Source organism: Actinokineospora guangxiensis, from assembly GCF_042657845.1.
Classification (GTDB): Bacteria; Actinomycetota; Actinomycetes; order Mycobacteriales; family Pseudonocardiaceae; genus Actinokineospora; species Actinokineospora guangxiensis.
The window spans coordinates 95,010-115,674 of record NZ_JBHSKF010000011.1 but is presented as its reverse complement, the minus strand read 5'-3'; the positions used below and the strand labels follow the sequence as shown (position 1 = coordinate 115,674).

Sequence of the window (20,665 nt, the reverse complement as noted above, 5' to 3'; positions counted from 1 at the left end):
GGGAACCTCAGGCGGCTGGGCGGTGTATCCCCGCTGACAGCCGAAACGTCCGGCCCCCCGCCGCCAGGTTATCCGGGGCGGGAGTGGGGAATCCAGGGCGGTTTCGGGGGGTGGGGACAGCCGGGAGGTCGTCATGCGGTCAGTCGTGCGGTGGGTTGTCGGGGCGGTTCTGGTGGTCGGCGGGATGGGGTTCGGGGCGGGGGTGGCGGCGGCGGGTGGGCCCACCAGCGCGCTGGTCACCTCGCCGGGGGAGGGGTGGGCGGTGGGGCTGTACTACGACGACACCGAGTACACGCAGCTCCAGGCGCTTCTGGACGCCGGGGAGGAGATCGCCGGGGAGGTGGCATGGGAGGGGGACCACCTCACTGTGACCTGGCTGGTGCACGACGTCCACATCTGGCGGACCGACCGGGTGCTGCTCGACGCGGCGGGCGGGCCGGTGGTGGAGACGACGACGCTGATGACCGAGTCGGGCGTGGAGTCGGTGGTCCGGCGGAAGCTGGCCAAGCCCGCGCAGCTCACCGCGCTGGTGGGGGCCATCGGGGCTCAGGAGGGTGCGGGAGCCGGGCAGGGCGGCGCGACGGGAGCGGAGAACGCGGGATCTCCGGACAGGGCGGCCGGGGACGGGTCGGCGGGGGACGGGTCGGCGGGGGACGGGGTGGTGCCCGCTGCCCAGCGGACGCCGCTGGAGGGCGACGTCCGCTGGGAGTGGGGGATCGGCGGGGTCGTGGTCGGGGTGCTCGGCGCCGTTCTGGTCGGGCGGGCGCGGGCGGTCAGGGCAGGGCGTTGAGGAATGGCTCGTGGCTGTTCTGGAACTCCCAGCCGTAGTAGCGGTCCCAGTTGATGGACCAGGTCATCAGGCCGCGGATGGCCGGGGACGGGCCGCCGCGCAGGGTGTAGCCGCCGCAGTTCTGGTTGCGGGCCAGGCAGTTCAGGGCCTGGTGGACGGCGGCGGGCTGGGTGTAGCCGTTGCCCGCGCTCACCGCGGCGGGCAGGCCGAAGGCGATCTGGTCCTCGCGCAGGCCCGGGAAGCGGTGGCCGGTGTTGGCCACCGTGAACCCGGCCTTGATCATGTCGGTCATCGCGATGTGGAAGTCCGCGCCGCCCATGTTGTGGTACTGGTTGTCCAGGCCCATCACCGGGCCGGAGTTGTAGTCCTGCACGTGCAGGACGGTGAGCGCGTCCCGCATGGCGTGGATGACGGGGATGTAGGAGCCGGTGCGGTTGTCGCCGCCGCCCGCGCCGCCGTAGAACTGGTAGCCGACCTGGACGAAGAAGGTCTCCGGGGCCATCGTGAGGACGAACTTGGCCCCGTAGCGGGCTTTCAGGCTCTTCAGCGCCGAGATCAGGTTGACGATCACCGGGGTGGTCGGGTTGCGGAAGTCGGTGTCGCCGGGGTTGAGGTAGAGCGAGTGGCCCTCGAAGTCGATGTCGAGGCCGTCCAGGCCGTACTTGTCGATGATCGCCGACACCGAGCTGACGAACCTGTCCCGCGCGGCGGTCGTGGTCAGCTGGACCTGGCCGTTCTGGCCGCCGATCGAGATCAGCACCTTCTTGCCCTTGGCCTGCTTCGCGCGGATCGCGGCGGTGAAGTCGGCCTCGCTCTCCACGTTCGGGCACTCGGCGGCCGGGCACAGCGCGAAGCGGATGTCGCCCGAGGTCACCGTGGTCGGCTCGCCGAAGGCCAGGTTGACGATGTCCCAGGCGTCGGGGACATCGGCCATGCGGACGTAGCCGGAGCCGTTGGCGAAGCTGGAGTGCAGGTAGCCGATCAGCGCGTGCTTGGGCAGGCCGGTGTCCACGCAGCCGGTCGTCGTCGCCGGGGACTCGGCGCTGCGCGGGGACTCGCCCGCGGCGTTGGTCGCGGTCACCGTGAAGGTGTGCGACGAGCAGGCCGCCAGGCCCGAGACCGTGGTCGAGGTGCCGGTGACCGTCGCCTTGAGCGCGCTGCCGTCGTAGACCTTGTAGCCCGTCGCGCCCGTGACGGCGGGCCAGGACAGCGCGACGGAGGTGGTGGTGACCGCGCCGACGCTCGGCTTGGCCGGGGCCTGCGGCGCGCCCGGCTCACCGGGGTCGCCGGGGCCGCCGCCGGGGCCGTCGAAGCTGATGTCGTCGGCCAGGTAGGTGCCGGTGCCGTACCAGCCGTGCAGGTAGAGTTGGGCGCTGGTCTGGCTCGCGCCGGTGGTGAAGCTCAGCGACAGGCGCGTGTAGGCGCCCGCGCCGGTCCAGGTCGACGGGCCGCCGGTCACACCGAGGTAGACCGGGTTGCCCTTCACCCAGGCCGAGACGGCGTAGGTCGTGCTCGGCAGGACCGAGACGGTCTGGGCGCAGCGGGCGTTGTCCGAGCCGGTCGCGTTGCCCGCCAAGGCGTGCGAGCCGGTCCGCGCGTCGGTGCTCACCGATGCCGACGAGCAGGTCCAGCCGGTCAGGGCGCCCGTCTCGAAGCCGGGGTTGGCGAGCAGGTTGGCCGCGCTCGCCTGCCCGGCGGTGGCGGCGAGGCCGCCTGCGGTCAGCGCGAGCGCCGCGAGGACCGCGGCGGCGCGGCGGACGGGGACGTACTTCATCGTCGCCTCCTCCGACGGCGCGCAGGGGAGCGCCGTCAGAGCTATTGTCTAGACCAATGCCCGCTCTTGTCCAGACCAATCAGGCGTCTTCGCCCGCCTCCCGGCGGGCTTTCGCCCTGCGCTTGCCCTCGTGCATGGCCTGGACCCGCGCGACCGGGATGGTGTGGCCCTGCGCGATGAGGTCGGCGGGCAGGGCCTGCGGCTCGGGCATCAGCTCGGCCCACAGGTCGCCGGTGAGCAGGCCGGGCACGGTGTGGATGGTGAAGTCGGCGGGGGTGACCGAGTCCAGCTCCGACCACGGCACCGGGAACGACACGGGCGCGCCGGGGCGCAGCCTGGGGCTGTAGGCGGCCACCACCGTCACCCCGCCGGAGCGGGTCGCGTCGAGGAAGACCTTGCCGCCGCGGTCCTCGCGGATGAACGCCGTGGTGGCCAGCTCGGGGTCGACCCGCTCGGCACGCGCGGCCAGTGCCCGGGTCGCGGCGGCCACGTCGTCGATCTCGTGCTCGGTGATCGGCACGTACACGTGCACGCCCTTGGAGCCCGACGTCTTCACCGCGCCCGCGAGACCGCAGTCGGCCAGCGCCTGGCGCACCAGGTGCGCGGCGGCGACCGCGGTGGCGAACCCCGCGCCCTCGGGCGGATCGATGTCGAGGCAGATGTGGCTCTGGTGCCACGTGCCCGCGTAGGTCAGCGTGGTGTGGTACTCGATCGCCCGCTGGTTGGCGAACCACAGCAGCGTCTTGCGGTCGTCGCAGACCGCGTAGCTGATCTCCCGCTTGGACGCCTCGGCCCAGACCTTGACCGTCTTGACGTAGTCCGGGGTGTACTTCGGCACGTTCTTCTGCATGAAGGGCCCCTGCCCGCGCAGCACGCGCACCACCGACAGCGGACGTTCGCGCAGGCCCGGCAGGATGGCCTCGCGCACGGCGTCGAGGTAGTCGACCAGGTCGCGCTTGGTCGCCCCCGCGCCGTCGAACAGGGACTGGTCGAGATTGGTCAGCGGGACCCCGCCGCGCTCCTCGCCGCTCATGGCCACCACCCTGCCGGCCCGCTCAGCCCCGCCGCCACCGGATCGCCAGCGCTGCGGCCGCCAGCGCGCCCAGCGCCAGGCGGGTCACGTCCAGCGCGGGCACCCAGCGCACGTCGCGCCCGCGCACGACGAACGCGCCGACCGGCCGCGCGGCCAGCCCCAGGCCCAGTCCCTTCAGCGTGCCGTCCTCGCCGCCCCCACCACCACCGGTGACCGCGGAGGCACGCAGCACGGCGACGCCGTCGTGCTCATAGGGCTCGGCCCAGACGAGGCTGTCCACCCCTCCCATGCTGGCCGAGCCGCGCCCGCCGGACACCCGCGCACGTGCCCTGGCGGAAAACCGGTAGCCACGGTGGGTAATCATGGAGGGCATGAGCGCAACAGTGGTGGCCAAGGGCCTGGCCGCCGGGCACGGCGACCGCATCCTGTTCACCGACCTCGACCTGGTCGTCGCTCCCGGCGACGTCGTCGGCCTCGTGGGGGTCAACGGGGCGGGCAAGTCGACGCTGCTGCGCACGCTGGCCGGGCTGCAACCGGCCGAGGACGGCGCGGTGACGCTGAGCCCGGCGTCGGCGACCGTCGGATACCTCCCGCAGGAACCCGACCGGCACCCCGGCGAGACCGTCGTCGCCTTCCTCGCCCGGCGCACGGGGGTGGCCGCGGCGCAGTCGGAGATGGACGCGCAGGCCGAGCGCCTCGCCGCCGGTGAGCGCGGCGCCGACGACGCCTACGCCGCCGCGCTGGACCGCTGGCTCGTCCTCGGCGGCGCGGACTTCGAGGAGCGCGCCGAGCAGGTCGCCGCCGACATCGGCATCCCGCGGCTCGACCAGGACATGGTCTCGCTCTCCGGCGGCCAGGCCGCGCGGGCGAGCCTGGCCTCGCTGCTGCTCAGCCGCTACGACGTCATGCTGCTGGACGAGCCGACCAACGACCTCGACCTCGCGGGCCTGGAGCGGCTGGAGCAGTTCGTCGCCGGGCTGCGCGCGGCGACCGTCCTGGTCAGCCACGACCGCGAGTTCCTCGCCCGCACCGTCACCACGGTGGTCGAACTCGACCTGCACCAGAACCAGGTCAACGAGTACGGCGGCGGCTACGCGTCCTATCTGGAGGAGCGCGAACGGGCCAGGCGGCACGCCCGGGAGGAGTACGAGGAGTACGCCGAGACGAAGTCGGGCCTGGAAGCGCGCGCCCGCATGCAGCGGGCCTGGATGGAGAAGGGCGTGCGCAACGCGCGGCGCAAGGCCACCGACAACGACAAGTTCGTGCGCAAGTTCCGCGGCGAGACCTCGGAGAACCAGGCGGCCAAGGCCCGCCAGACCGACCGCGCGATCGAGCGGCTGGAGGTGGTCGAGGAGCCGCGCAAGGAGTGGGAGCTGCGGATGACCATCGCCGCGGCCCCGCGCACCGGCGCGGTCGTCGCCGCCGTGCGCGAGGCGGTGGTGCGGCGCGGGTCGTTCACCCTGGGCCCGGTGTCGCTGGAGATCGGCTGGGCCGACAAGGTCGCCATCACCGGTGCCAACGGCTCGGGCAAGTCGACGCTGCTGGCCGCGCTGCTCGGCCGCGCCGAGCTGGCGGGCGGTGAGTCCTACCTCGGCCCCGGTGTGCGCGTCGGCGAGGTCGACCAGGCGCGCGGGCGCTTCCTCGGCGACGAACTGCTGGTCGATGCGTTCGGCAGGGAGATGGCGGACTGGCCCACCGCCGAGGTCCGCACGCTGCTGGCCAAGTTCGGCCTGACCTCCGACCACGTCCTGCGCCCCGCCGCCACCCTGTCGCCGGGGGAGCGGACCAGGGCGGCGCTGGCGCTGCTGCAGGCGCGCGGGGTCAACCTCCTGGTCCTGGACGAGCCGACCAACCACCTCGACCTGCCCGCCATCGAGCAGCTGGAGTCCGCGCTCGCGGAGTTCCCCGGCACCCTGCTGCTGGTGACCCACGACCGCAGGATGCTCGACGCGGTCCACGTCGACCGTCGGGTGGAGGTCCACGATGGACAGGTCACCGAGCGCTGACGACCAGCCGGACGGCCGCACGGACCACTCTTTCGGCCTAATCCGCTAAAGCCGTCCGTTGCCGTCCGCAATGGTGCAATTTGCGGTCTCAGCGGTATTTCGTGGGAACCGTTTCACTGGCTTGACAGTCGAGCGCGCAGCCCACTACCGTCCGATCCGGATCTTCGCCGGGCATATTGCCCGAAAGATTCCACTTGTATTCAGCTGACGGTGGCGCTGACCTTGGAGGCCGTTCGGTCCCTGTTGTATTCGCAGGTGACGGGCCTGGCTGTGGGCGGTGAGTGAATACCACAGTGTATTCGCCATGCGCCGCGCGCAGTGACGAATAACACTGACTGGAAGGTTTTCAATGGCAGAGATCGGTCTGGAGTCCCGGCGTGCGATCGCGGACGTCTTCAACTCCGCGGTCGCCGCGGCGGCCATCGGCGCCGCCTGGGAAATCGGCGCTTTAGACCACTTGGACCAACACGGCAAGCTCGATATCGGCCAGTTCGCCGACGACCGCGAGCTGGACACCGAGGCCACCGCGGCGGTGTTCCAGGCGCTGGCCTCGGTGGGCGTGGTCGAGCGCACCGACGAGCACGTGCTGCCCGGCCCGCACTTCGCCGAGACCCAGCGGGCGCGTTCGCTGTTCCACTGGCTGGTCCAGGGCAGCGGCGCGCTGTTCTCGGCGATGCCCAAGGTGCTGCCCCGCGCCGCGCGCACCGGCGGCTACTACTCCCGCGACGCCGCCGCCATCGGCTTCGCCTGCCGCGAGATCAACGCCCGCTTCTTCGACCCGGTCTTCTGGTCGGTCGTGTCCGGCCTGGACTTCTCCTACACGCGCATCGCCGACCTGGGCAGCGGCAGCGGGCAGCGCCTGCTGGAGCTGGTGCGCGCCACCCCGGGCGCGACCGGCGTCGGCGTGGACATCGCCGCGCCCGTGCTGGAGTTCTCCACCGGCGAGCTGGCCGCCGCGGGCCTGGCCGACCGGGTCTCCTTCATCGAGGCCGACGTGCGGGCGCTGGACCCGCGCCCGGAGTTCGCCGACGTCGAGCTGCTGACCTGCTTCATGATGGGCCACGACTTCTGGCCGCGCGCCGAGTGCGTGGCCACCCTGCGCAGGCTGCGCGAGGTCTTCCCCAACGCCAAGCGCTTCCTGCTCGGCGACACCGGCCGCACCACCGAGCACGCCGATGGCGAGCACCCGGTGTTCACCCTCGGCTTCGAGGTCGGCCACGCGCTGATGGGCGTGAAGCTGCCCACCCTGGACGACTGGCGCGGGGTGTTCGCCGAGAGCGGCTGGACCTGCAAGGCCGAGCACCTCATCGAGACGCCCGCCGCGTCGTTCATCTTCGAGCTCGAACCCGCGTGAGGTGGGGCCGGGCGGCCCGAGCGGGCCGCCCGGCGTCCTCGCCGGATCAGCCGCCGTTGCGGGGGGAGTACTCCGCGCGGTGCGGGCGGCGCGTGGTGGAACCGTTGTGGACGGTGGCGTCCACCAGCGTGCGGCCGAGCGCGGCACGCGCGCGCAGCGCCGGGTGCGTGGCGCCGAAGTCGGCGTCGTTGACCGCCGGGTCGCCGCGGAAGGCGCCGGAGGCGAACAGCGCGTAGCTCAGCACCGCGGCGCCGTCCTCGGTGAAGACCAGCCCGGCCTCGTTGCGGCCGTCGTTGAACCAGCCCGCCTTGGTCGCCACGCGCAGCCGCTCCGGCGAGGTCAGGCGCAGGCGGACGCCGTCGGTGAACGAGGTGAGCGAGCGCAGGGCGTTGAGCACGTACTCCGTCGAGGCCGCCGACAGCAACTCGCCCGCGGCGAGGCGGTGCAGCAGGTCGGTGGTCTCGCGCGGGGTCGTAGTGCCGAGGAAGAACCGGTTCGGGTTGCTCACCGGGACGACCTGGGTGTGGGTGAAGCCCTTGGCGCGCAGGATCTCGTTGAGCTCCAGCGCCGGGCACACCAGCCCGCACAACCGGACCGCGGTGTTGTCCGAGACCGTCAGCAGCGCCGCCATGGCGTGCCCGATGGTGACCGAGCTGGGGTAGGCGCCGTCGAGGCCGAAGATGCCGTCGGTGTCGCGGATGACGATGGCGTCGGTGACCTCCACCCGCCGGTCCAGGGTGAGCAGACCGCGGTCCACCTTGTCCAGCACCGCGACGGCCACGGCGACCTTGTTGACGCTGTAGGCCTCGACGACGCGGTCGGCCCCCTCGGCGACGACGTCGTGGAAGGCGCCCCCGGCGTCGGCCATCGCGACCACCGACGACCACTCGCCGCCCGCCTGGGCGGTGGCCCGCCGGTAGCGGCGGGCGATGGCGCGGTGCGCCCCGCCGCGGTCGGTGGGCGGCGCCTCGTCGGACGAGGGTGAGGCGAGGTCGTCGCCGGTCTCGGCGCGCGCGGTGGTGGACCCGAGGAGCGCGGTGGTGGCTGCTGTTGTCCCGACGCCGAGCGCGGCGCGGCGGCTGAGTCGCATGTGAGCATCCAACCGCACACCGCGGTGGTGCGGGAGCCGATCGCGAACCCGGCCTCCCGTCACAGCCTGCCCGCGTCGATGATCCGGGACAGGAACTGCCGGGTCCTGGGGTGCCCGGGGTCGCCGAGCACCCGGGCGGGCGGCCCCTGCTCGATGAGCCTGCCCTCGTCCAGGAAGCACACCTGGTCGGCGACCTGCTTGGCGAAGCCCATCTCGTGGGTGGCCATGACGATCGTGCTGCCCGCCGCCGCCAGGTCCCTGACCAGGGCGAGCACTTCGCCGACCAGCTCGGGGTCCAGCGCGCTGGTGATCTCGTCGAACAGCAGCAGCCGGGGCCGGTGGGCCAGGGCGCGGGCGATGGCCACGCGCTGCTGCTGGCCCCCGGAGAGCCGGTCGGGGTAGGCGGCGGCCTTGTCGGCGAGGCCGACGCGGCCCAGCAGGGCGTGCGCCTGCTCCTCGGCGTCCGCGCGCGCCACGCCGTGCACGACGCGCGAGGCGAGGGTGATGTTGTCCAGCACGGTCATGTGCGGGAACAGGTTGAAAGCCTGGAACACCACGCCCATCGAGCGGCGGGCGACGTCGGGGTTGACGCGCGGGTCGGAGATGTCGCGCCCGTCCAGGACGATCTGCCCGTCGTCCAGGTCCTCCTGCAGGTTCAGGCAGCGCAGCAGCGTGGACTTGCCCGACCCGGACGGCCCGATCAGCGCGACCACCTCGTGTTCGGCGACGTCGAGGTCGATCGCGTCGAGCACCCGGCGCCCGCCGTAGGACTTGCTCAGGTGGCGAACGGACAGCAGGGCGTGCGGTGGGGTCACAGCGCCCCCTGCCGTCGGGCCGCGCGCCGCGCCGCCCAGTCCGCCGCCCTGGCCGACGGCACCGCCAGCAGCACGAACAGCAGCCCGGCGACCACGTACGGGGTGAAGTCGTAGGACCGCGATGCCTCGATCTGGGCCGCGCGCACCGCGTCGACCGCGCCCAGCACCGAGATCAGGCCGCAGTCCTTCTGCAGGGCGACGAAGTCGTTGAGCAGGGCCGGGGTGACCCGGCGCACGGCCTGCGGCAGCACCACCAGGCGCATCGTGCGGCGGTGGTCGAGTCCCAGCGAGCGGGCGGCGGCCAGCTGCGAGGGGTGCACCGACTCGATGCCCGCCCGGAACACCTCGGCCACGTACGCCGAGTACACCAGCACCAGCGCGATGCCGCCGAGCAGCACCGGGTCGTTGGGCACCCCGGTCAGGCGCAGGCCGGGCAGCCCGAAACCGACCAGGTACAGGCAGATCAGCAGCGGCAGCCCGCGGAAGACGTCGACGTAGACAGTCGCGGCGGCGCGGACCGGGAACCACACCGGCCCGCGCAGCGAGCGCAGGAACGCGATGAGCAGGCCGAGCACCAGGATGCACGCCGCGCACACCAGCAGCACCCGCAGGTTCAGCCACAGCCCGGCCGCCACCTTCGGCAGGGAAGCCACCGCGACGTCCCAGTCGAAGAACGACTCCCGCACCCGAGGCCAGCCCGGCGAACCGGTCACCGCGAAGTAGCCCACCGCGGCGAAGGCCACCGTCGACACCAGCGCGATCAGGGTCGAGCGGCGCGTCCGGGAGCGCCGGTAGGCGAGGCGCTCCCGCTGCGACTCGCTGATCACCGCAGCTGGGGCGCGGTGCTCGGGCTCGCCAGCCACTCCTGCTCCAGCTTCTGGAGGATGCCGTTGGCGCGCAGCGCCTCCACCGCGCTGGACACGCACTGCGTCAGCGGGCTGCCCTTGTCCAGCACGATGCCGAACTGCTCGGGCCTGCCGCGGCCGCGCGCCAACTGCCCGACGATCGAGCCGTCGGTCAGCTCGGCGGAGGTCACGTAGAACGCGGTGGGCAGGTCCAGCACGAGCGCGTCGATCTGGCCCGCGGTCAGCGCGGCCTTGGCCTCGTCGTTGGTGTTGTAGACCGCGACCTCCTCCTCCGGTGCGATCCCGACCGCGGCCTCGTAGGAAGTGGTGCCGACCTGCGCGCCCAGCTTCACCTTGCGCAGTTCGGCCACGGATTTGACGTCGACGGCGGGGGAGGAGCCGACGGTGACGACGGCTTGTGCCACCTCGTAGTAGGGGGCGCTGAAGTCGACGGCCTGGCGGCGTTCCTCGGTGATCGAGAACTCCGTCAGGTTGGCGTCGAAGTTCTTCTTGCCGGGCTGGATGGCGGCGTTGAACGGCACCCGGTTCCAGACGACGTCGGTGCGGGCGTAGCCGAGGTACTCGGCCACCGCGTAGGCCACCGCCGACTCGAAGCCCTTCCCGTTGCTCGGATCGTTGTCGAGGTACCACGGCTGGTAGACCGGCTCGTCGGTGGCGAAGGTGAACTTGCCCGCGGTCATCGTCTGCAGCGTGTCCTTGCTGCAGGTGGGGGTGGTCACCGGCGGTGCGGCCTCGGGGGCGCACCCGGCCAGCAGGAGCGTGGCGGCGACGGCGGCGAGGGGAGCGGTCATGCGCATGGTGCGCATCATCGCGCAGGTTTGCGCATCAGGTAACTGTCCATGATCCAGCCGTTGGCCTCGCGGGCCCGCTCTCGCGCCCGCTGGATGTCGGCCCCGACCTCGGAAACCCTTCCGGCGATGAGGATTTCCCCCGGCATGCCCACGTAGGCGCCCCACCGGATCTCGGCATCCGGGAAGTTCAGGAACGCGCAGCGCGCGTCCAGCATGACCACCACGTCCTCGGCCCCGTCCGGCCACCCCTGGGCGAGCCTGCGGCCGGTGGTGATCTGCACCGCGCCGCCGACCTGGTTGAGCGTCGTGCGGTGCCTGGCCGCCAGCGCCGAGATGCTGCTGATCCCCGGCACCACCCCCAGCTCGAAGCACGCGCCCCTGCTCCGCACGTCCTCCAGCACCGCGATGACGCTGTCGTAGAGCGACGGGTCGCCCCACACCAGGAACGCGCCGGTCTCGCCCTCGCCCAGCTCGCCGAGCATCTCCGCGCAGACGTCGGCGCGGCGGGCCCGCCAGTCGTCCACGGCGGCGGTGTAGCCGGGGGAGACGCGGTCGCGGTCGGGGTCGGCCCCGCGGACCACCCTGGCCTGGGGCGCGTAGCGGGCGGCGAGGTCCTCGCGCAGGGCCATCAGCTCGCCCGCCGCGTCGGCCTTGTCCAGCAGGAACACCACGTCGGCCCGGCCGAGCACGGACACCGCCCGCACCGTGATGTCGTCGGGGTCGCCCGCGCCGATGCCCACCACCTCGACGCGCATCACGGCCTCCCGACGGTGCGGCTGCGGCCGCGGAACTCGGCGACGACCTCAGGCGCGCCGTCCGGGCCCGCCCGGCTCACCGTGACGTCGTAGACGCCGCTGCGGCCGTAGCGGGTGCGCTCGGTGGCGCGGGCGGTGAGCCGGTCGCCCTCGCGCACCGGCGCCACGAACGTCACGTCGGCGCCCGCGGCCACCGTCACCGGTCCGTGGCTGTTGCACGCGCAGGCGAAGGCGGTGTCGGCGAAGAGGAAGACGTAGCCGCCGTGGCCGATGCCGTGGCCGTTGACCATGGCCGCGGTCACGGTCATGGCCAGCTCGGCCCAGCCGGGCCCGGCGTCGAGCACCTCGATGCCGAGGGAGGAGGAGGCCAGGTCGTCGGCCATCATGCGCAGAACGGGCTCAGGGACCACCGCGCAGATGCTAATCGCATGAGGTCAGCCACACTTCAGTTGCCCATCAGATAGTAGGACGTCAAACTAAATGAGCCACGAGCGCGCGCCTGGAGGCCGATGATGTCCGCACCGCTGCACAAGCCCTCGAACCCTGTCCGGTTCGTCACCGCGGCGAGCCTGTTCGACGGGCACGACGCCGCCATCAACATCATGCGGCGCATCCTGCAGGCCCAGGGGGCCGAGGTCGTGCACCTCGGGCACAACCGCTCGGTCCGCGAGGTCGTGGCCGCCGCCCTGCAGGAGGACGCCCAGGGCGTGGCCATCAGCGCCTACCAGGGCGGGCACGTGGAGTACTTCAGCTACCTGGTGGAGCTGCTGGCCAAGGAGGGCGCGGGCCACATCAAGGTCTACGGCGGCGGGGGCGGGGTCATCGTGCCCGCCGAGATCGCCCTGCTGCACGAGCGCGGCGTGGCCAGGATCTTCTCCCCGGAGGACGGCCAGCGCCTCGGCCTCGCCCGGATGATCAATACGATGGTGCAGGCGTGCGACACCGAGCTGCCCGCCGAGACCAGCGCCGAGGCCGTGCTCGCGGGCGATGACCGCGCGCTGGCCCGCGCCATCACCCTGATCGAGTCCGGCAGGCTCGCCCCCGAGCTGCGCCAGGCCATCACCGAGGCGGCGGCGGCCCGCGAGGTCCCTGTGCTCGGCATCACCGGCACCGGCGGCTCCGGCAAGTCCTCGCTGACCGACGAGCTGGTCCGCAGGCTGCGCCTGGACCAGCAGGACAAGCTGCGCATCGCGGTGATCGCCGTCGACCCGACCCGGCGCAAAGGCGGCGGCGCGCTGCTCGGCGACCGCATCAGGATGAACAGCATCGACGGCGGCCCGGTGTTCTTCCGGTCCCTGGCCACCCGCGGCGCCGACACCGAGGTGCCCGCGGGCCTGGCCGACACCATCGCCGCCTGCAAGGCCGCCGGGTTCGACCTGGTCGTCGTGGAGACCCCCGGCATCGGCCAGGGCGACGCCGCGATCGTGCCCTACGTCGACGTCTCCCTCTACGTGATGACGCCCGAGTTCGGCGCTGCCTCGCAGCTGGAGAAGATCGACATGCTCGACTTCGCCGACGTGGTGGCCATCAACAAGTTCGAGCGCCGCGGCGCCGAGGACGCCCGCCGCGACGTGGCCCGCCAGCTGGTGCGCAACCGCGAGGCCTTCGGCGCGCAGTGGTCGGACATGCCGGTCTTCGGCACCAGCGCCGCCACCTTCAACGACGACGGCGTCACCGCCCTCTACCAGGAGCTGCGCGGCCTGCTCGCGGGCAAGGGCGTGGCCTTCGGCGACGGCGTGCTGCCGCACGTGGCGGGCAAGACCTCCCAGCACGCGGCCTCGATCGTCCCGCTGTCGCGCCAGCGCTACCTCTCCGACATCGCCGACGCCGTGCGCGGCTACCACCGCCGCACCGACCAGCAGGTCGCCGCCGTGCGTGAGCACGCCGCGCTGCAGATCGCCCGCGCGGCCATCGCCGAGACCCCCAGCGCCGAGCTGGACATGGCCGCCGAGGCCGCGGCCGACAGGATCGACCGCGACGTCCGGGCCGCGCTGGAAGCGTGGCCCGCGACCGTCGAGCAGTACCGCGCCGAGGAACTCGTCGTCAAGATCCGCGACAAGGAGCTGCGCACGCCGCTGTGGCGGGAGACGCTGTCGGGCAACAAGGTCCCGCGTGTCTCGCTGCCCCGCTTCGACGACGAGGCGACGCTGGTCCGCTTCCTGCGCAAGGAGAACCTGCCCGGCGGCTTCCCCTACACCGCGGGCGTCTTCCCGTTCAAGCGCGAGGGCGAGGACCCGGCCCGCATGTTCGCCGGCGAGGGCGACGCCTTCCGCACCAACCGCCGCTTCAAGCTGCTCTCCGAGGGCAACCCGGCCACTCGCCTGTCGACCGCGTTCGACTCGGTGACCCTCTACGGCCGCGACCCCGACACCCCGCCGGACGTCTACGGCAAGGTCGGCACCTCCGGGGTGTCCATCGCCTCCCTGGACGACATGAAGGCGCTGTACTCCGGCTTCGACCTGACCGCGCCGACCACCTCGGTGTCGATGACGATCAACGGCCCCGCGCCGACGATCCTGGCCTACTTCCTCAACACCGCCATCGACCAGCGCGTCGAGGTGTTCGCCGCCGAGCACGGCAGGCAGCCGTCGGAGCAGGAGCGCCGCGAGCTGGCCGCCTGGGCGCTGGCCAACGTGCGCGGCACGGTGCAGGCCGACATCCTCAAGGAGGACCAGGGCCAGAACACCTGCATCTTCTCCACCGAGTTCAGCCTGCGGATGATGGCCGACATCCAGGAGTGGTTCATCCGCAACAAGGTCCGCAACTTCTACTCGGTGTCGATCTCCGGCTACCACATCGCCGAGGCGGGCGCGAACCCCATCAGCCAGCTGGCCTTCACCCTGGCCAACGGCTTCACCTACGTGGAGTCGTACCTGGCCCGCGGCATGGACATCGATGACTTCGCCGCGAACCTGTCGTTTTTCTTCTCCAACGGCATGGACGCGGAGTACTCGGTCATCGGCCGCGTCGCCCGCCGCATCTGGGCGGTCGCGATGAAGGAGCGCTACGGCGCCAACGAGCGCTCCCAGAAGCTCAAGTACCACGTGCAGACCTCCGGGCGCTCGCTGCACGCCCAGGAGATGAACTTCAACGACATCCGCACCACGCTCCAGGCGCTCTGCGCGCTCTACGACAATGCGAACTCCCTGCACACCAACGCCTACGACGAGGCGATCACCACCCCCACCGAGTCCAGCGTCCGCCGCGCGATGGCCATCCAGCTGATCATCAACCGCGAGTGGGGCCTGTCGATGAACGAGAACCCGCTGCAGGGGTCCTTCGTCATCGATGAGCTGACCGACCTGGTGGAGGAGGCCGTCCTCGCCGAGTTCGACCGCCTCTCCGACCGCGGCGGAGTGCTCGGCGCGATGGAGACCGGCTACCAGCGCGGGCGCATCCAGGACGAGTCGATGCTCTACGAGCACCGCAAGCACGACGGCTCGCTGCCGCTGATCGGGGTCAACACGTTCCTGCCCGCCGCGGGCGACGAGGACGCCGTCGTGGAGATCGAGTTGGCCAGGGCCACCGAGGCCGAGAAGGAGTCCCAGGTGGAGCGCACCCGCTCCTACCAGGACGCCCACCGGGTCGAGGCCGCCGACGCGCTGGCGCGGCTGCGCGAGGTCGCCTGCACCGACGGCAACGTCTTCGACGTGCTGATGGACGCCGCCCGGGTGTGCACCCTCGGCCAGATCACCGAGGCGTTCTTCGAGGTCGGCGGGCAGTACCGGCGCAACGTCTAGTCAGCGCCGTGGGGCAGACTGTGCGGGCCGCCACCAGCGGCACGGGATGGGAGGGGAAACGGTGATCAGCCGCGTCGGAGTGGTCGGTTCGGGTCTGATGGGCTCGGGCATCGCGGAGGTCTGCGCCCGGTCGGGGGCCGACGTCGTCGTCGCCGAGGTGACCGGCGCCGCGTCCGAGGCCGGCCGGGCCAGGATCGAGAAGTCCCTGGCCAGGGGCGTCAAGAACGGCAAGATCACCGAGGAGGAGCGCGACGCCGCCGTCGGCAGGCTGCGCTACACCACCGACCTGGCCGAGTTCGCCGACCGCCAGTTCGTGGTGGAGGCCGTCGCCGAGATCGAGACGGTGAAGACCGAGGTCTTCACCACCCTGGACAAGGTCGTGGAGGACGCCGACGCGGTGTTCGCCTCCAACACCTCATCCATCCCGATCATGAAGCTGGGCATGGCCACCGGCCGCCCGCAGAGCGTCGTCGGGGTGCACTTCTTCAACCCCGTGCCGGTCATGAAGCTGGTGGAGCTGGTCCCGTCGCTGCTGACCGCCGAGGAGACCAAGGACCGCGCCAAGGCGTTCGTCGAGGGCGTGCTCGGCAAGGAGGTCATCGCCTCCCAGGACCGCGCGGGCTTCGTCGTCAACTCGCTGCTGGTGCCCTACCTGCTCTCGGCGATCCGGATGCTGGAGTCCGGCTTCGCCTCGGCCGAGGACATCGACAAGGGCATGATCCTGGGCTGCGCGCACCCGATGGGCCCGCTGCGCCTGACCGACCTCATCGGCCTGGACACCACCAAGGCCATCGCCGACTCGCTCTACGACGAGTTCAAGGAGCCGCTGTACTCCGCGCCGCCGCTGCTGCTGCGCATGGTCGACGCCGGTCTGATGGGCAAGAAGTCGGGCCGGGGCTTCTACCAGTACTGACCGTGGCAGGCGGGCAGCTCAAGGGCGTCAGCGGGCTCGTGGCGGCGGCGCCCGCCGACGAGGCCGCGCTGGCGGTCGCCGACGCGCTCCTGCCCGCCCCGCTGCCACGCTCGCTGCGTGCCTTCCTGGCCGTCTGCGACGGCGCGCGCGTCGGTGACGTCGAGGTGTTCGCCGCCGAGGGCATCGCGGAGGCCACCAGCGACGGCGCGCTCTCCTGGCACCTGGGTCCGGGGACCCTGGTGGTCGGGAGGGCGGGCGTCGGCCGCTCGCTGGTCATGCCCGCGGGCCGTGACGAGGTCTGCGAGGTCGACGACGACCCGTGGGACTCCCGGACGATGGCCATCACGGCGGACACCCCGCTCGACCTCTTCCTCCGCCACCGGGGGCTCGCGCTGCGCGAGCGCGACCCGTGGTGGGCGCTGCCCGCGCTCGCCGGTGCCCTGGACGCGGTCGGCGCGAGCCTCGCCCGCGATGTCGGCGACCTGCTCGACGCCGGGATCGGGACCCGGGTCGGCGACGTCCTCCCGCGGCGGCTCACGGGTTTCCGGCCGGTCGCGGCGTCGCTCGCGGGCAGGCTGCTCGCCTCGGAGGAGCACCAGATGTGGCTCGTCAACTACCGACCCGACGCTCCCGAGCCGGGTCCCTGCGCCGCGCGGCAGTGGTCACGGGCCTGCGACGCGGTCGCCGAACGGCACGGCCGATTCCGCGACCTCCTGCGCGCCGCGCCCCTGGCCGAACCGCTCGCCGCGCTCGACCGCCACGGCGGGCAGGCCCCGCTCGGCGACAGCGTCCGCGATCTCGCGTTCCTCGCCCTGCTCGGCAAAGCCCGCGACGACCTGGCCGACCTGGTCAGCGGAACCGGTCCCGGCCCAGAACCCGCACCCGGCCGACGGCTCGCGCACGTCTACCTCGCAGGCCACGTCCCGGTGAGCCACACGTCCGCGATCTGACAGGGGTGCAACCACAGCCTCGCGTCCAGGACGTGCGCTAGCGGTCCTCTGGGACCAGAGCCGCGGCGATCTGCTCCGCTGGCAGCAGCAGGCGAGCGACCGCGACCCTCTCGGCGTCGTCGGTCTCGTCCTCCCACAGGTCGGTCAGCAGGTGCCGCGCCGGGCCAGCGAAAGTGGGCCATGCGCGCCACGGCTGGTCCTCCTCGGCGTCCCAGTGCAGGAAGGAGCCGTCGCCCGCGGAGAACACCGTCGCGGTGCCGCAGGTCCACAGCGGAACGAGGTCGTCCCGCCCGGACATCGCGACGACCGTCCACGCGGGCCCGTCGGCCGCCGCCGACACCGCCTGTGCCCGGTAGGCGAGAGCCGGGTGCACCTCGGCTCCCCCGCGCACGGCGATCGCCTCGACGGCCGGGGGAAGGCCCCGGGCGCGGACACGTGATCCCAGCTCGACTGCACGGACGTCCATGCGGGCAGCCTACTTGCCGAAGCCCGCCGTCAGACCGCTGAGCAGGAAGCGGCGGCCGATCAGGTACACCACGAAGATCGGCAGCACCGACAGCGTCACCGCGGCCAGCAGGCCGGGGACGTTCGCGCCGAACTGGCCCTGGAACTCCCACAACCCCAGGGTCAGCACCCGGGTGTCGGTCGACTGCGTGAGCACCAGCGGGAACAGGAAGCCGTTCCACGCCTGCAGCGAGGTGTAGATCACGACCGTCACCACGGCGGGCTTGGCCAGCGGCAGCACCAGGTTCGTCAACGTCTGCCACGGTGACGCGCCGTCGATCTCCTGCGCCTCGTACAGCTCGCGCGGGACGTCGCGCAGGCTGTTGACCAGCACGAGGGTGGCCACCGGCAGCGCGAACGCCGCCGTCGGCAGGATGATCGCCAACAGGCTGTCGTACAGGTGCAGCCGGGTGATGATCAGGTAGACGGGGATGATGGTGGCCTGGGCCGGGATCGCCAGGCCCATCAGCAGCATGGTAAACCCGTACTTGATGACCGGGCTGCTGCTGCGCGCCACCGCGTAGGCGCAGGGCACCGCGCACAGCACGACGATGGCGACCGTGCCCACGGTGACGATGATGTTGTTGAGCAGGTAGGTCGTGAACCCGCCTTCGAGCACCGTGGCGTAGTTGTCCAGCGTCGGGTTCTCCGGCAGCGACAGCGAATCGCCCGTCAGGTACTCGCCGCGGCCCCGGACGCTGCCGGTCAGCAGGTAGTACAGCGGGACGATGACGACGATCAGCCAGAGCGCGGCTCCGATGCCCGCGACCAGGTTCGGCCGCTGCCTGCGGCCCCGGTGCGCCGGGGGCTCTGGCCGCGCCGCGGCGCGACGGGTCTGCAGCGCGGTCACTGGCCCTCCTGCTGGCTCTGCATCGAGCGGAACCTCGTCACCTTCATCGTGATCAGCGACAGCGCCGTGCCCAGCACGAGCAGCAGCACCGCGATCGTGCTGGCGTAGCCCATCTGGAACCCGGCGAACCCGGTGTCGTACATGTACAGCGGCGCGATGCGGGTCGCCGTCCCCGGGCCGCCGTTGGTCAGGATCAGCACGGTGTCGAAAGTGGTCAGCGACCCGACCACCATCAGGATCGACGAGGTGACCACCGTGTACCGCAGCTGCGGCAGGGTCACGAACCAGAACCGGCCCGCCCGCGACGCGCCGTCGATCATCGCCGCGTCGTAGAGCACGGCCGGGATGTTGCGCGCCGCGCCTTGGTAGAGCAGCGCGTGGAACGGGATGTACTGCCAGCTCACCACGAACACGACCGTGTAGAGCGCGATCTCCGGGTCGCCCAGGAAACCGATCGACTGCAACGCGGTCACCGACTGGGGGAGACCGAAGTTCGGGTCCAGCAGCACCTGCCACAGCAGCGCGATGGCCGCGGTGGACAGCAGCAGCGGGACGAAGAACAGCGCGCTCAGGATCGCGCGGTTGCGCTGCTTCCCGGCCGACCAGGCCCCCATCAGCAGCGCGACGGGGGTCTGGACGGCCCAGGTGAGCACGATGAACACCGCGGTCCGCCCCAGCGACTCCCGCGCCGCGGGGTCCGACAGCAGGGTGCTCCAGTTGTCGAGACCCAGGAACTCCGGGGTGCCGAGCCCGCCCCAGGCGGTCATGGACAGGTACACGACCAGGACCATGGGCAGGGCGGCGAAGATCCCGAAGAACGCGAACGCGGGCAGCGCGTAGGCCGGGGACGGACGCACGGTGGACATCTTCTGGCTCTTTCGGTTCGACCGCTATCCGGTCAGCGGCTGGCGAGGGAGTCGGCGAACTGCTGCGGCGAAACCTTGCCGAGGAAGAACTCCTGCAACTGGGTGAGCATGAACTCGGCCTGGTCGGCGGGCAAGTCCTGGTCCCACGACAGCTGGAAGGTCGGCGCGTCCTTGGCGATGCCGTACACCCACTGGGTGTATTCGGCGTTCGGCGCGGACTTCAGCTGCTCCTCGATGCCCGCCACCGCGGGGACGTCGCCCGCGTCGATGAGCGCCTTGACGTACTCCGGGCTGGTGAGCTGCGTGGAGACGAACTCCTTGGCGGCGTCGAGCTGCGGCGAGCCCTCGGTCAGCGAGTAGTAGTTCGTCGCGTTGCCGACCACGTTGCCCGGGTCGCCCTTGCCGCCGGGGATCTCCGGGAACGGCACCCAGCCGAGGTCGCCCGCCTTGACGAAGTCGGGGGACTGGCTGAGCTGGTTGGTGTACTCCCACGAGCCCATCAGGTGCATGGCCGCGCGGCCCTGCGCCAGCAGCGTGGACGCGCCGCCGATGTCGTAGCCCACGGAGGCGAAGTTGTCGCCGAACGCGCCGCGGTCGATGAGCCCCTTGAGCGCGGTCATCGCCTCGACCACGGCCGGGTCCTTCCAGCCCGCCGGACCGTTGTCGCGGATGTTCTGGAACACCTCGGGCCCGGCGATGCGGTCCAGGACGTACTCGGCCCACATCAGCTCGGTCCAGGCCTGCGACCCGGCCAGGGAGATCGGGGTGATGTTCTTGCCCTTGAACGTGTCGACCAGGGCCAGCAGGTCGTCCCAGGTCTTCGGCGGCTCGGCGCCCGCCTCGGTGAAGACCTTCTTGTTGTAGAACAGGACCACCGGCTGCATCCCGCGCATCGGGATGCCGTAGTGCTTGCCGTTGATCTTCGCGCCGTCCAGCACGCTCGGCAGGAACGCCGCCTTGAGCTCGGGCTTGCTGTCGAGCAGGCCGGTCAGGTCGGCGACCTTGCCCGCGTCGACGTACTCTTTGAGGTTGCCGCCGCCCCAGTTGAAGAAGGCGTCCGGCGCCTGCGGTGAGCCCAGGGCCACGCGCAGCTTCTGCTTGTACGGGTCGTTGGCGAAGGTCTCCAGCTTCGCCTTGTCCGCGCCGAACCGGTTGATCGAGTCCTGCTCGATCTTGTTCAGCGCTTCGTCCTGCAACGCCCAGATGACCACCGGCTCGCCCGCGCCGCCGCCGGCTCCGGTGCCCGGTCCCGCGGTGCCGCAGGCGGCGAGCGCCGTCGCGGCGAACACCGCGCAGACAGCCCTCATCCGTGTTCCGAATCGGCGCACCATCGCACCGCCCACCTTCCGAAAGTATTTCGATACTCGGGTGACTAGGGAGGGAAACTATGGCCGTCCGATTCGCGTGTCAAGACTCACAAGGGTTCGCAAGACTTTCGAGTTTCCGCAGCTCATAGCCCTGCCAGCGGCTATAACGAGATGATCTCGGCCCGAAACTTCGCGGTCTTGTGTTTCGGAGTCGTTTCGAGAAAACTGGCTCGCACACCCTGCTTGACCGGCGAGGAGGAG

19 protein-coding genes are annotated in these 20,665 nt (G+C 71.6%); 6 read left to right on the top strand and 13 right to left on the bottom strand.

Annotated elements, in window-relative coordinates; genetic code table 11:
- Window positions 1-133 precede the first annotated feature (133 nt).
- A complete protein-coding gene (locus ACFPM7_RS20710) occupies window positions 134-790 on the top strand; it encodes a hypothetical protein (RefSeq protein ID WP_378249326.1) in 657 nt (218 codons plus the stop codon).
- Here the strand turns inward: ACFPM7_RS20710 and ACFPM7_RS20705 are convergent.
- The 3 genes from ACFPM7_RS20705 to ACFPM7_RS20695 form a co-directional block, all read right to left on the bottom strand.
- Window positions 774-2,564, bottom strand: coding sequence for a chitinase (locus tag ACFPM7_RS20705; RefSeq protein WP_378249325.1), 1,791 nt, complete (start codon window positions 2,562-2,564; stop codon window positions 774-776). The genes ACFPM7_RS20710 and ACFPM7_RS20705 overlap by 17 nt on opposite strands.
- Window positions 2,565-2,643: 79 nt before the next feature.
- Window positions 2,644-3,597, bottom strand: coding sequence for a DNA polymerase domain-containing protein (locus ACFPM7_RS20700; protein WP_378249324.1), 954 nt, complete (start codon window positions 3,595-3,597; stop codon window positions 2,644-2,646).
- A 22-nt stretch (window positions 3,598-3,619) separates the two neighbouring features.
- Window positions 3,620-3,877: a hypothetical protein gene (locus tag ACFPM7_RS20695; RefSeq protein ID WP_378249323.1), complete on the bottom strand. Its 258-nt coding sequence runs from the start codon at window positions 3,875-3,877 to the stop codon at window positions 3,620-3,622.
- Window positions 3,878-3,968: 91 nt separating this feature from the next.
- On the opposite strand from ACFPM7_RS20695, the gene ACFPM7_RS20690 reads away from it, so the two are divergent.
- Window positions 3,969-5,603 carry an ABC-F family ATP-binding cassette domain-containing protein gene (locus ACFPM7_RS20690; RefSeq protein WP_378249322.1) on the top strand — a complete coding sequence of 545 codons (1,635 nt, stop codon included), beginning with the start codon at window positions 3,969-3,971 and terminating at the stop codon, window positions 5,601-5,603.
- Window positions 5,604-5,952: 349 nt separating this feature from the next.
- Window positions 5,953-6,957: a class I SAM-dependent methyltransferase gene (locus tag ACFPM7_RS20685; protein ID WP_378249321.1), complete on the top strand. Its 1,005-nt coding sequence runs from the start codon at window positions 5,953-5,955 to the stop codon at window positions 6,955-6,957.
- Window positions 6,958-7,003: 46 nt separating this feature from the next.
- Here ACFPM7_RS20685 and ACFPM7_RS20680 read toward each other — a convergent pair whose 3' ends face one another.
- Genes ACFPM7_RS20680 through paaI form a run of 6 tightly spaced genes read right to left on the bottom strand, consistent with a single transcriptional unit; the run spans window position 7,004 to window position 11,660 of the window.
- Window positions 7,004-8,047, bottom strand: coding sequence for a serine hydrolase (locus ACFPM7_RS20680; RefSeq protein ID WP_378249320.1), 1,044 nt, complete (start codon window positions 8,045-8,047; stop codon window positions 7,004-7,006).
- A 59-nt stretch (window positions 8,048-8,106) separates the two neighbouring features.
- Window positions 8,107-8,862: an amino acid ABC transporter ATP-binding protein gene (locus tag ACFPM7_RS20675; protein ID WP_378249319.1), complete on the bottom strand. Its 756-nt coding sequence runs from the start codon at window positions 8,860-8,862 to the stop codon at window positions 8,107-8,109.
- Window positions 8,859-9,725: an amino acid ABC transporter permease gene (locus tag ACFPM7_RS20670; protein WP_378249318.1), complete on the bottom strand. Its 867-nt coding sequence runs from the start codon at window positions 9,723-9,725 to the stop codon at window positions 8,859-8,861. Before ACFPM7_RS20670 ends, ACFPM7_RS20675 begins: the two co-directional genes overlap by 4 nt.
- Window positions 9,686-10,525 (bottom strand): ABC transporter substrate-binding protein, encoded by an 840-nt coding sequence (locus ACFPM7_RS20665; RefSeq protein WP_378249317.1) that lies wholly within the window; start codon window positions 10,523-10,525, stop codon window positions 9,686-9,688. Before ACFPM7_RS20665 ends, ACFPM7_RS20670 begins: the two co-directional genes overlap by 40 nt.
- A gap of 8 nt (window positions 10,526-10,533) precedes the next feature.
- Complete coding sequence (gene cobF, locus ACFPM7_RS20660; protein WP_378249316.1) at window positions 10,534-11,274, bottom strand: precorrin-6A synthase (deacetylating); 741 nt, start codon at window positions 11,272-11,274, stop codon at window positions 10,534-10,536.
- Complete coding sequence (paaI, locus tag ACFPM7_RS20655) at window positions 11,274-11,660, bottom strand: hydroxyphenylacetyl-CoA thioesterase PaaI (protein WP_378249446.1); 387 nt, start codon at window positions 11,658-11,660, stop codon at window positions 11,274-11,276. Before paaI ends, cobF begins: the two co-directional genes overlap by 1 nt.
- Before the next feature lie 126 nt (window positions 11,661-11,786).
- On the opposite strand from paaI, the gene icmF reads away from it, so the two are divergent.
- The 3 genes from icmF to ACFPM7_RS20640 are packed head-to-tail and all read left to right on the top strand — an operon-like array spanning window position 11,787 to window position 16,877.
- On the top strand, window positions 11,787-15,014 hold the full coding sequence (gene icmF / locus ACFPM7_RS20650; RefSeq protein WP_378249315.1) for a fused isobutyryl-CoA mutase/GTPase IcmF: 3,228 nt from the start codon (window positions 11,787-11,789) through the stop codon (window positions 15,012-15,014).
- 46 nt (window positions 15,015-15,060) lie between these two features.
- Window positions 15,061-15,927, top strand: coding sequence for a 3-hydroxybutyryl-CoA dehydrogenase (locus ACFPM7_RS20645; protein ID WP_378249314.1), 867 nt, complete (start codon window positions 15,061-15,063; stop codon window positions 15,925-15,927).
- Window positions 15,928-15,929: 2 nt separating this feature from the next.
- On the top strand, window positions 15,930-16,877 hold the full coding sequence (locus tag ACFPM7_RS20640) for a hypothetical protein (RefSeq protein ID WP_378249313.1): 948 nt from the start codon (window positions 15,930-15,932) through the stop codon (window positions 16,875-16,877).
- A gap of 37 nt (window positions 16,878-16,914) precedes the next feature.
- On the opposite strand, the gene ACFPM7_RS20635 is transcribed toward ACFPM7_RS20640, so the two are convergent.
- Genes ACFPM7_RS20635 through ACFPM7_RS20620 form a run of 4 tightly spaced genes read right to left on the bottom strand, consistent with a single transcriptional unit; the run spans window position 16,915 to window position 20,404 of the window.
- The gene (locus ACFPM7_RS20635) at window positions 16,915-17,343 is read right to left on the bottom strand and encodes a hypothetical protein (protein ID WP_378249312.1); all 429 of its coding nucleotides are present in this window, start codon (window positions 17,341-17,343) and stop codon (window positions 16,915-16,917) included.
- A 9-nt stretch (window positions 17,344-17,352) separates the two neighbouring features.
- The gene (locus ACFPM7_RS20630; RefSeq protein WP_378249311.1) at window positions 17,353-18,231 is read right to left on the bottom strand and encodes a carbohydrate ABC transporter permease; all 879 of its coding nucleotides are present in this window, start codon (window positions 18,229-18,231) and stop codon (window positions 17,353-17,355) included.
- Window positions 18,228-19,097, bottom strand: coding sequence for a carbohydrate ABC transporter permease (locus ACFPM7_RS20625; RefSeq protein WP_378249310.1), 870 nt, complete (start codon window positions 19,095-19,097; stop codon window positions 18,228-18,230). The genes ACFPM7_RS20630 and ACFPM7_RS20625 overlap by 4 nt, the downstream gene beginning before the upstream one ends.
- Window positions 19,098-19,129: 32 nt before the next feature.
- Window positions 19,130-20,404: an extracellular solute-binding protein gene (locus tag ACFPM7_RS20620; RefSeq protein ID WP_378249309.1), complete on the bottom strand. Its 1,275-nt coding sequence runs from the start codon at window positions 20,402-20,404 to the stop codon at window positions 19,130-19,132.
- Window positions 20,405-20,665: the final 261 nt, after the last annotated feature.